Below are 12,011 nucleotides of genomic sequence, written 5' to 3'. Positions count from 1 at the left end.
GGATATTTCTTAAGGCACTGTTTTATACAGTTTTTTTGACACCAGATTATTCTTTAGTGTTAGTATAATGAGTCCCCGCCAGCACCAACGCGAACGCTGTTTGCGCAAGATATAATATGTTCTTAGTGATAGCTGTAATATAAAATTCAGAACGGTGCAGGTTGCAAACCCCGATGGTTAACGGCTTTCAATACGCAGCAGGCAATTTTTGATTGATGGATGTCAGCTTACCGCGTTCGATGGTGATATAACCCCCTTTGCGTAACTCGGACAAAAGCGTCATCGTACGGCTGCGAGACAGGCCGGTGCGACGTTGTATGAAATTCACCACATTAATCCCCTTTCGGTATGCTTCGGGATAGATCCACAGCTCCAGAATTAACGCGCGTACCGACAGGTAAGAGTCCACGCCCACCAGCTCCTGCTCACGCGCGCTCATGACAATTAGACGATGCGCTAAAATCCGCGCCACGTCATGCCAAAGGTTTTTCGCATCACAGACCTCAACAAACTTATTCAACGGAACAAAATACCCTTCGCAATCTGTTTCAGCATACAAATAATGCTGAGGGCGAGCAGGAACATCATAATAAATGCTATACCCGTCAATAAGCCCCAGAACAGATGGGGCAAAAGCAGATGACATGTAAAGATGATTTTGAGTATGGCAGAGCGAACCAACACCGTTTGATAACAATATAATGCCTGCATTTTCTTTATCTGGACTAAACTGATAAATTGCATTTGCCATCAGAGAGAAAGGTTCACTAACAGGAATTAGCGCTTCAAATAGCACATTTTGTGCTAATATCGGCTTGGTTTGTTGAGCAAATGTAAATGAATGCATGACGTCACCATTGACGTCATTTATGGTATGAAAGTCCATGCGTTAATCCTTAATACAAGCAAAAAAAATAAGCAGCAGAAATAAAGCCCGGAGGAAAAAAACCGGCGAATTATGGCACAGGTTATTTCCGCATTAATATTATGGATTATAACAATCGGTAAAATAACCGCCAATTTCAGTGTACATTTTCCTGTACGATCTGTACAAATAACAATCAGAGACAGGCGGGGAACCCCCTCCGACGAAACGGAGAGGGCAAAGAACAGACGCTATACCACGCGAATACCCGCAGGCATTATGCGCTCCGACGTCAGCAGAACACTCTCGCGGGCGTCATCCGTTTCGGCGCACAGCAGCATACATTCCGACACCTCGCCGCGCATTTTCACTTTCGCCAGGTTGCACAGCACCACCACCACTTTCCCCAGCAGCTCTTCTTCCCGGTAATAGGGCACCAGACTGGTCACGGTCTGTAGTGTCCGGCCGCCGACGTCAATCTGCGCGATGTACAACTTATCAGCGTTTTCGTGGCGTTTCACTGCGGTGATCGTTCCGGTACGGATCTCCAGTTTGGCGAAATCGTCGTAAGCAACTGTCTCCATCGTTTTTCTCCAGGTAAAATTTTAGTAAAAGATAGAAAACTTTTTCCAGAGTTCAGTATCATGCTGGCAGGAATGCTACTTTCATCACTCTTTTTAGCGTGAAAATGCGCCCGGTTAGCGTAAATAATCCCCCAGAGATTTACTGAAAACAGATGCATGAACCGGCGCTTGCTTTACAATGGATGCGCGCTTACGTCAGTTAAGGAAAAAGATGGCAACATTAAAAGATATTGCAACCGAAGCAGGCGTTTCGCTGGCCACGGTCTCGCGGGTACTGAATGACGACCCGACCCTGAACGTCAAAGAAGAAACCAAGCACCGCATCCTGGAGATCGCCGAAAAGCTGGAGTACAGAACCAGCAGTTCGCGCAAAACCCAGGTGCACGCGGTCGGTCATCACCATATTCTGGCGCTCTACAGCTACCAGCAGGAACTGGAGATCAATGACCCGTACTACCTCGCCATTCGTCACGGTATCGAAATGCAGTGCGAGAAGCTGGGAATTGAGCTCACCAACTGTTATCTCAACAATACACAACCTGACCTGAAAAAAACCACCGGCGTACTGATTGTCGGCAAGCCCTCGCAGGCGATTCGCGACACCGCGACCTCGCTGACTGACAACGTCTGCTTTATCGATTTCCACGAGCCGGGCAGCGAGTATGACGCCGTCGATATCGACCTGGTGCGTATCGCCAAAGAAGTTATCGATTTCTTTATCGCCCAGGGCGCCACCCGTATCGGGTTTATCGGCGGCGAAGACGACCCCGGTAAAGCGGATATCCGCGAAGCGGCGTTTGTCGAGTATGGCCACCTCAAAGGCGTCGTGTCCGATACCGACATCTGGCGGGGCGGATTTTCCAGTTCGTCAGGCTATGAGCTGGCAAAAACCATGCTGGCAAAGGGAGACTATCCGGACGCGCTGTTTGTCGCTTCTGACTCCATTGCCATCGGCGTGCTGCGCGCCATCCACGAGCGCGGCCTGGCTATCCCGCAGGATATTTCGCTCATCAGCGTCAACGATATCCCGACCGCCCGCTTCACCTTCCCGCCGCTGTCGACCGTGCGCATCCATTCAGAAATGATGGGCAGCCAGGGCGTCAACCTGCTGTTCGAAAAAGCCCGCGACGGCCGCGCGCTGCCGCTGAACGTCTTTGTTCCGAGCAAGCTCAAACTGCGCGGCACCACCCGTTAATGTCGCACGACGCCGGAACGCGCCAGCCGCGCTTCCGGCCGTTTTCTCGCCCCACCGCCCCAACGTTCATTTTGTGATCTCGTTAAAGTAAATAGGTTTTACTCATTTTATTTAGTAAAACTTTTACTAAAATGCAGGGTAACAACTCAGATCCGTTCAGGGAGGCGATATGAATCGCTGGGAAAATCTTCAGCTCACTCATGAAAACAGGCTGCCGCCGCGCGCCTACTTCTTCTCGTACGACTCAACGGCGCAGGCACGGACCTTCGCCCGTGAAACCAGCAGCCGCTTTTTGTCCCTCAGTGGACAATGGAATTTTCACTTTTTCAGCAACCCGATGCGAGTGCCTGAGGCATTTACCTCACAGTTCATCAGCGACTGGGGGCCGATTACCGTGCCCGGCATGTGGCAGATGGAAGGCCACGGCCAGCTGCAATATACCGACGAAGGCTTCCCGTTCCCGATTGACGTTCCCTATGTCCCCACCGACAACCCGACCGGCGCCTATCAGCGGATCTTCACCCTCAGCGAAGGCTGGCAGGGCAAGCAAACCCTGATTAAATTCGACGGCGTCGAAACCTATTTCGAAGTGTACGTTAACGGCCAGTACATCGGCTTTAGCAAAGGCAGCCGCCTGACGGCGGAATTCGATATCAGCGCCGCAGTGAAAACCGGCGATAACCTGCTGTGCGTACGGGTCATGCAGTGGGCCGATTCCACCTACATTGAAGATCAGGATATGTGGTGGTCGGCAGGTATTTTCCGTGATGTTTACCTGGTCGGGAAAACCCCGCTGCACGTCCAGGACTTCACCGTCCGTACCGACTTTAACGACGACTACCGCGACGCCACGCTCTCCTGCCTGCTGGCGCTGGAAAACCTCGCCGCACAGCCCGACGTTGCCACGCTGGAGTATGTCCTGTTCGACGGCGACCTGGCGCTGCATCAGGGAAAAACCGGCAACATTACGATCGACAAGCAGGCGCAGGCCCACTTCGCCATCGACGTGAAAGCGCCGCAACAATGGTCAGCGGAAACCCCATACCTTTATCACCTGGTGATGACGCTGAAAAACGCGGCCGGGGACGTTCTGGAGATCATCCCGCAGCGCGTGGGTTTTCGCGACATCAAAGTGCGCGACGGGCTGTTCTATATCAACAACCATTACGTCATGCTGCACGGCGTCAACCGCCACGATAACGACCATCTGAAGGGGCGTGCCGTGGGGATGGATCGCGTGGAAAACGATCTGCGGTTGATGAAGCAGCACAATATCAACTCGGTGCGCACCGCCCATTATCCTAACGATCCGCGTTTCTACGAGCTGTGCGATATCTACGGCCTGTTCGTGATGGCGGAAACCGATGTTGAATCCCACGGTTTTGCCAACGTCGGCAACCTGAGCGCCATTACCGACGATCCTGCCTGGGAGCATATCTACGTTGAACGCATCGTGCGCCATGTCCATGCGCAGAAAAACCATCCATCGATCATCATCTGGTCACTGGGCAACGAGTCCGGCTACGGCTGCAATATCCGCGCGATGTACCACGCCACAAAGGCGCTGGACGATACCCGCCTGGTGCATTATGAAGAAGACCGCGACGCCGAGGTGGTGGACATCATCTCCACCATGTATACCCGCGTGCCGCTGATGAACGAGTTCGGCGAGTACCCGCACGCCAAGCCGCGCATTATCTGCGAATACGCCCACGCCATGGGCAATGGCCCCGGCGGCCTGACGGAGTACCAGAACGTCTTTTACCAGCATGACAGCATTCAGGGCCACTACGTGTGGGAATGGTGCGACCACGGCATTCAGGCGACCGACGACAACGGCGCGGTGTGGTACAAGTACGGCGGCGACTACGGCGACTACCCAAACAACTACAACTTCTGCCTCGACGGGTTAATTTACTCCGACCAGACCCCGGGCCCGGGGCTCAGAGAATACAAGCAGGTCATCGCGCCGGTGAAGGTGCAGGCCACGGACCTGACCCGCGGCGAGTTGCGCGTCGACAACAGACTGTGGTTCTCCACTCTGGACGACTACACCTTACGCGTCGAAGTCCGCGCTGAAGGTGAAACGCTCTCCAGCGACGTGCTGAAAGTGCGCGACCTGGCGCCGAACAGCGTCCGCGACGTCCGGATTACGCTGCCCGCACTCGACGACCGCGAAGCGTTCGTTAACGTGATGGTGACGAAAGATTCCCGCACGCTGTACAGCGACGCCAACCACGCCATCGCCGTCTATCAGTTCCCGTTAAAGGCGCAAACGACCGCGAAAACACCGCTTATCAACGCCAGCGCCACGCCGCTGAACGTTGCCGATGAGCGCCTGAGCTACACCATCAGCGGCCACAACTTCCGCGCCGTGTTCTCCAAAGTCAGCGGTAAGTTGACCCACTGGCAGGTCAACGGCATCGACCAGGTCACCCGCGAGCCGAAAATTAACTTTTTCAAGCCGATGATTGATAACCACAAGCAGGAATATGAAGGGTTGTGGCAACCGGCCCACCTGCCAATCATGCAGGAGCACCTGCGCGAGTTTCACGCCGAGCGCCAGGGCGACACCGTCATCATTACCACCCGCAGCATCATTGCGCCGCCGGTGTTTGATTTCGGCATGCGTTGTACCTACCGCTGGCAGATAACGCCGCAGGGACACATTAACGTGGAGTTGCAGGGCGAACGTTATGGCGACTACCCGCACATCGTACCGTGCATCGGCTTTATGATGGGCATCAACGGCGAGTTTGAGCAGGTGAACTACTACGGCCGCGGCCCGGGCGAAAACTATGCCGACAGCCAGCAGTGCAACATTATCGACGTCTGGCGTACCACCGTGGACGAGATGTTCGAGAACTACCCGTTCCCGCAGAACAACGGCAACCGCCAGCACGTCCGCTGGGCCTCGTTTACCAACCGTCACGGCAACGGCCTGCTGGTCGTCCCGCGCAAACCGATTAACGTCAGCGCCTGGCACTATACGGCGGAAAACCTCCACGCCGCCCAGCACTGTAACGCCCTGCAGCGCAGCGACGACATCACGTTGAACCTCGATGACCAGGTGCTGGGCCTCGGCTCCAACTCCTGGGGCAGCGAAGTTCTGGACAGCTGGCGGGTGTGGCTCAAACCGTTCAACTATGGCTTTACGCTGCTGCCGCTGGAAGGCGGATGCAACACCTCGCAGGTGCTGGCGAACCACGCTTTCGGCGCCGATTTCTTTTCCCCTGTTTCGCACAGCGAGGCTGAAAAATGAGAATTCTCGATAACGTAGAACACTTTAAGCAGGTTTATCACAGCGGACGCAAGTGGCAACGCTGTGTGGAGGCCATTAACAACATCGATAACATCCGTCCGGGCGTGGCGCACTCGATCGGCGATTCACTCTCCTATCGCGTCGAGGTCGACAGCACCACCGATGCGTTGTTCACCGGCCATCGCCGCTACTTTGAGGTGCACTATTACCTCCAGGGACAGCAGAAAATTGAGTTTGCGCCGAAAACGCAGCTGCAGACCGTGGAGTGCTACCGCGACGAAACCGACAGGGAATACCTGAAGGGGATTGGCGACACCGTCCAGGTGCGCGAAGGACAAATGATCGTCTGCGACAACAGCGAGGCCTACCGTTTTATCTGCGACGCCCCGGTGAAGAAGGTCATTCTCAGGGTCACCATTGAGGACGGTTATTTTCTGAATAAGTGATTGTCGTGTTATGCAGGACGGCAAACCCACGGTGCAGCCGCGGGTTTGCCGGGTATCGACCCCGCAGGGGTTACTATGATTTTTCGGAGGACGTATGTCCGAATCAGTTCGCGCCAAAATAGGTAAATTCGCCTTGCTTTCCATGGCGTTCACCGCGGTGTTTAACGTGCGTAATATCGTTAACAACAACATCGAATTAGGGCTCAGCTCTGCGCCCATTTTTCTGTTCGCCACCGTGGTGTACTTCATTCCTTTCGTTTTTATTATCGCCGAGTTCGTCTCCGCCAATAAAAACTCCGAATCCGGGATGTACGCCTGGCTGAAGCAGCCCCTGGGCACACGCGCCGCGTTTTTAGGCTCGTTTCTTTACTGGTTCGTCAACCTGTTCTTCTTCATTTCGTTGCTGCCGAACGTGGTGGCTTACGCCTCCTACGCCATCATGGGGTACGCCGTCCCCTTCTCCCCGATGGTCACCTCGGTGATTTCGATTGTGCTGTTCGCCATGGCGACCCATATCTCCACCAAAGGAGCGACCTGGCTGGGTAAAATTTCCGAGTGCGTCGCCTACGGCGTGTTTGCGCTGTTCGCCATATACGTGGTCGGCGCCTTTACCGCGCTGGGGTCGGGTCACGTTCCGGCGCAGCCTATCACCCTCGCGGCGATGGAGCCGACCATCAACTGGGCAACGCTTGGCATCATGTGCTGGATTTTCCAGGCGGCCGGCGGTGCGGAAACCGTGGCGGCGTACCTGAACGACACCAAAGGCGGACAGAAATCCTTTATTAAGGTCATCATCTCCGCAGGGGTGCTGATTGGCGGAATGTACGCGCTGGGGTCGCTGCTGGTGAACGTCTTTGTCGCCCGTGAAAACCTGACCTACGCGGGCGGGATGGTGGAGATCTTCACCGGGCTGGGCGCCTACTTCCATATCTCCGAGCTGCTGATGGGCCGCTTTGTCGGCATTATCCTGTTCATCGCCATCTTTGGCAGCATGATGATGTGGACCGCCGCGCCGGTAAAAATTCACTTCTCGGAAATCCCCAAGGGCATCTACGGCCAGAAAACCACCGAGCTTAACGCCCACGGCGTGCCGGTGCGCGCTGCGTGGTGGCAGTTCCTCTTTGTCTTTATCATGCTGATTATCAACGGCTTTGGCTCCCAAAGCGTGCAGCAGATGATGAATACGGCGATTAACCTGACTGCGGGCACCGCGATGCTGCCGCCGCTGTTCATCATGGTGGCCTACTTCGTCTTTCGCTGGAAGCACGACGACACGCCGCGCGATTTCCGGATGGGTTCCAAAACCGTCGGCATGAGCGTGGTTTCGATGCTTATCGTGATTTTTGTGGTCAGCATGACCGCCTCCGCCTTCCCGCCGGGCGTGGACCTGGTCAATGCGTTCTTTATCAACGTCTTTATGACGGCGGTCTTCTCGGGACTGGCGTGGTGGTGGATCACGCGCTTTGAGAAAAAACAACAAAAGCATCAGGTCGCAGGTCTGTCCGCCGCGCCTGAGGCGACAAAATAGGTTTTTCCGGTTTCCCGTCAGCGTTCCCTGTCGCTGGCGGGATTTTTTATGCCGGGTGTTTGCAAAGTTGTAAATGAAATTTCGTGATCGAGTTAAAGCAAATAAATTTTACTGATTTTATTTACTAAAATATTTACTAAAATACATATTAATCATTGACCGCCTCTATCCTACAAACAACACAGGCCCTTTCAGCTACCCTCTGAGGGACATTGTGTGGAGATGTGTTATGTCTGATACCAAACGTAATACAATCGGCAAGTTCGGCCTGCTTTCACTGACCTTTGCCGCCGTTTATAGTTTTAACAACGTCATCAATAACAACATCGAACTGGGGCTGGCGTCGGCGCCCATGTTCTTTCTGGCGACCCTGTTTTACTTCATTCCCTTCTGTCTTATCATCGCCGAGTTCGTATCGCTGAATAAAAACTCGGAAGCCGGGGTGTATGCCTGGGTAAAAAGTTCGCTCGGCGGGCGCTGGGCGTTTATCACCGCCTACACCTACTGGTTTGTGAACCTGTTCTTCTTTACCTCGCTGCTGCCGCGCGTTATCGCCTACGCGTCCTATGCCTTCCTCGGCTATGAATACATCCTGACGCCGTTCGCCACCACGGTGCTGAGCATGGTGCTGTTCGCCTTCTCGACGTGGGTGTCGACCAACGGCGCGAAAATGCTGGGGCCGATTACCTCGGTCACCTCCACGCTGATGCTGCTGCTGACCCTCTCTTACATCATGCTGGCAGGTGCTGCGCTGGCAGGCGGGATCCAACCGGCGGATCCGATCACCGTCGATGCGATGATCCCGAACTTCAACTGGGCGTTCCTCGGCATCACCACATGGATCTTCATGGCCGCAGGCGGCGCAGAGTCCGTGGCGGTGTACGTGAACGACGTCAAGGGCGGCTCGAAATCCTTCGTCAAAGTGATCATCCTCGCCGGGATCTTCATCGGCGTGCTCTACTCCATCTCCTCCGTGCTGATTAACGTCTTTGTGCACAGTAAGGAGCTGAAATATACCGGCGGTTCGGTGCAGGTATTCCACGGTCTGGCGGCGTACTTCGGCCTGCCGGAAGGGCTGATGAACCGCTTTGTCGGCCTGGTCTCCTTTACCGCCATGTTCGGCTCGCTGCTGATGTGGACCGCCACGCCGGTGAAAATCTTCTTCTCGGAAATCCCATCCGGCATTTTCGGTAAAAAGACCGTCGAGCTGAATGAGAATGGCGTCCCGGCGCGCGCGGCGTGGATCCAGTACCTTATCGTCATTCCGCTGATGATAATCCCGACCATGGGCTCCAACACGGTGCAGGATCTGATGAACACCATCATCAACATGACCGCCGCGGCCTCGATGCTGCCGCCGCTGTTTATCATGCTGGCCTACCTCAACCTGCGTCTGAAGCTCGATCATCTGCCGCGCGATTTCACCATGGGCTCACGCCGCACCGGGATCATCGTGGTGTCGATGCTGATCGTGATTTTCACCATCGGCTTTATCGCCTCGACCTTCCCGACCGGCGGCAATATTCTGACGATCGTTTTCTATAACGTCGGCGGTATTGTTATCTTCCTCGGCTTCGCCTGGTGGAAATACAGTAAATATATCAAGGGGCTCTCGCGAGAAGAGCAGCAGATTGAAGCCTCACCCGCGTCACATACGCATTAAGGCAGGGATACCGATAGCATGAAGAAAACCCTCTCGCTGACGCCGCTTACCTGCGCGCTGCTGCTGAGCATATCGTCGCACGCGGCGACGGCGGATGGCTTTAAAAACGTCATCAACCGCACCGGCGCGCCGCAGTACATGCATGATTTCGACAGCGACGACCACCAGCGCTTTAACCCGTTCTTCGACCTGGGCGCCTGGCACGGGCACCTGCTGCCGGACGGCCCGGCGACCATGGGGGGATTTCCGGGACCGGCGCTGCTGACCGAAGAGTACATCAACTTTATGGCGACCAATTTTGACCGCCTGACGGTGTACCGCAACGGGAAAAAAGTCGACTTCACCCTGCAGGCATGGAGCGAGCCCGGCGCGCTGTTCCAGACCCTGACCGCCAAAGGCGTCAGGGTGGCGATGACGCTGCGCTTTGCCAGTCCTCACACTTCATTGCTGGAAACCCGTATCACCAGCAATGCTCCGTTGACGCTGGTGTGGGACGGCGAGCTGCTGGAAAAGCTGGAGGCAAAAGAGGGCAAGCCGCTGTCGGATAAAACCATCGACGGGGCGTTTGCGGACTACCGGCGACGTCTGGCCGCGACCCACGACGGCCTGACGGTCTCGTTTGGCAAAGTACGCGCCGCCTCCGACCTGATGACCTCCGGCGAATCGGAATATCAGGTGCATAAATCAATACCCATCCAGACCCGCATCGACGGACACCGTTTTACCAGCACCGCGCAGGTGAACGGCTCCACGACGATTTACACCACCTATTCGCATCTGCTGACCGCCGCCGAGGTGAGGCATGAGAAGGCGCAGATTCGCGATATTCTTGCGCGCCCGTCCTGGTACCTGAACACCGCGCGTAAACGCTGGGACGGCTATCTGCAAAAAGGGCTCACCAACCCGGAGGCCACCGCAGAACAAACTCGCGTTGCGGTCAAGGCGATTGAAACCCTCAACGGCAACTGGCGTTCGCCCGGCGGCGCGGTGAAATACAACACGGTGACGCCATCGGTGACCGGCCGCTGGTTCTCCGGCAACCAGACCTGGCCCTGGGATACCTGGAAACAGGCCTTCGCAATGGCCCATTTCAACCCGGCTATTGCTAAAGACAATATCCGGGCGGTCTTCTCCTGGCAGGTCCAGCCTGACGACCCGGTACGCCCGCAGGATGCCGGTTTTGTGCCGGATCTGATCGCCTGGAACCCAAGCCCCGAGCGCGGCGGCGACGGTGGCAACTGGAACGAACGCAACACCAAGCCAAGCCTCGCGGCCTGGTCGGTGATGGAGGTTTATAACGTCACCCAGGACAAGACGTGGCTTGAGGAGATGTACCCCAGGCTTGTGGCCTACCACAACTGGTGGCTGCGTAACCGCGACCACAACGGCAACGGCGTGCCGGAATACGGCGCCACGCGCGATGAAGCCAATAAGACCCACAGCGATATTCAAACGGCCGCCTCCTGGGAGTCTGGCCGTGACGACGCGGCGGTATTTGGCTTTATCGATAAAGATCAGCTGGATAAATACGTCGCAAACGGCGGTAAACCCAGCGACTGGACGGTTTCATTTGCCGAAAACCGCGACCGCAACGGCACGTTGCTCGGCTACTCCCTGTTACAGGAGTCGGTCGATCAGGCAAGCTATATGTACAGCGATAACCACTATCTGGCGGAAATGGCGACACTGCTCGGTAAAAAAGCGGATGCCGCACGCTATCGCAACCTTGCCCAGAAGCTTGCCGACTACATCAATACCTGCATGTTTGACCCACAGAGCGGTTTTTACTACGACATCCGCATTGAAGACAAACCGCTGGCGAATGGCTGTGCCGGGATACCCATTGTCGAACGCGGCAAGGGGCCGGAAGGCTGGTCGCCGCTGTTTAACGGCGCAGCGACGCAGCAGCACGCCGATGCGGTGGTGAAAGTGATGCTCGACCCGAAAGAATTCAACACCTTCGTCCCGCTCGGCACCGCGGCGCTAAGCAACCCGGCGTTTGGCGCGGATATCTACTGGCGCGGGCGGGTATGGGTGGATCAGTTCTGGTTTGGGCTCAAAGGGATGGCGCGCTACGGCTATCGCGACGAGGCGTTAACCCTGGCCGATGCGTTCTTTAAACACGCCAAAGGATTAACCGGCGACGGGCCGATTCAGGAGAACTACAACCCGCTCACCGGCGCCCAGCAGGGCGCACCGAACTTCTCCTGGAGCGCAGCGCATTTGTATATGCTATATAACGAGTTTTTCAGGAAAAGCGGCTGAATGTGGGTGTGAGGTTGGCGCTTATCACACAAATCAGGGTCAAGTATCCAATGGGCGCTGTTCCAGAACCGTATTGGCAACAGGATTTATACTTAATTCCAGATGTTCCGGGTGAAGATGGGAACCACAGCCTGGCGTGCCTCGCAGGCTATGTCATCAAAACTTAACCAAAGAGAAAATCATGAGAAAAATAGTTTCGTTTG

General features: G+C 55.5%; 8 protein-coding genes. 6 read left to right on the top strand and 2 right to left on the bottom strand.

The features are described 5' to 3' along the window. Window positions 1-187: 187 nt before the first annotated feature. Together JO226_RS16395 and JO226_RS16390 are read right to left on the bottom strand one after the other, a co-directional pair. Window positions 188-886, bottom strand: a complete 699-nt coding sequence (locus tag JO226_RS16395) for a winged helix-turn-helix transcriptional regulator (protein ID WP_293606827.1) — start codon at window positions 884-886, stop codon at window positions 188-190. A 230-nt stretch (window positions 887-1,116) separates the two neighbouring features. Next, window positions 1,117-1,449, bottom strand: a complete 333-nt coding sequence (locus tag JO226_RS16390; RefSeq protein WP_293606826.1) for a tRNA-binding protein — start codon at window positions 1,447-1,449, stop codon at window positions 1,117-1,119. Window positions 1,450-1,660: 211 nt separating this feature from the next. Here JO226_RS16390 and ebgR point away from each other — a divergent pair, with 211 nt between their 5' ends. The 6 genes from ebgR (at window position 1,661) to ygjK (ending at window position 11,808) form a co-directional block, all read left to right on the top strand. Next, window positions 1,661-2,644 (top strand): transcriptional regulator EbgR, encoded by a 984-nt coding sequence (ebgR, locus tag JO226_RS16385; RefSeq protein ID WP_293606825.1) that lies wholly within the window; start codon window positions 1,661-1,663, stop codon window positions 2,642-2,644. A 169-nt stretch (window positions 2,645-2,813) separates the two neighbouring features. Beyond that, complete coding sequence (gene ebgA / locus JO226_RS16380) at window positions 2,814-5,906, top strand: beta-galactosidase subunit alpha (protein ID WP_293606824.1); 3,093 nt, start codon at window positions 2,814-2,816, stop codon at window positions 5,904-5,906. Next, entirely contained in the window at window positions 5,903-6,352 is a 450-nt protein-coding gene (locus JO226_RS16375; RefSeq protein ID WP_293606823.1) for a beta-galactosidase subunit beta, read from the top strand. Before ebgA ends, JO226_RS16375 begins: the two co-directional genes overlap by 4 nt. A gap of 94 nt (window positions 6,353-6,446) precedes the next feature. Then, a complete protein-coding gene (locus JO226_RS16370; protein ID WP_293606822.1) occupies window positions 6,447-7,880 on the top strand; it encodes an amino acid permease in 1,434 nt (477 codons plus the stop codon). 229 nt (window positions 7,881-8,109) lie between these two features. Next, the gene (locus tag JO226_RS16365; RefSeq protein ID WP_293606821.1) at window positions 8,110-9,543 is read left to right on the top strand and encodes an amino acid permease; all 1,434 of its coding nucleotides are present in this window, start codon (window positions 8,110-8,112) and stop codon (window positions 9,541-9,543) included. Window positions 9,544-9,561: 18 nt separating this feature from the next. Next, on the top strand, window positions 9,562-11,808 hold the full coding sequence (ygjK, locus tag JO226_RS16360; RefSeq protein WP_293606820.1) for an alpha-glucosidase: 2,247 nt from the start codon (window positions 9,562-9,564) through the stop codon (window positions 11,806-11,808). Window positions 11,809-12,011: the final 203 nt, after the last annotated feature.

This window comes from Pluralibacter sp. (assembly GCF_019237635.1).
Taxonomy (GTDB): Bacteria; Pseudomonadota; Gammaproteobacteria; order Enterobacterales; family Enterobacteriaceae; genus Enterobacter_B.
The sequence above is the reverse complement of the archived record's forward strand: the minus strand, read 5'-3'. Positions and strand labels throughout refer to the sequence as shown.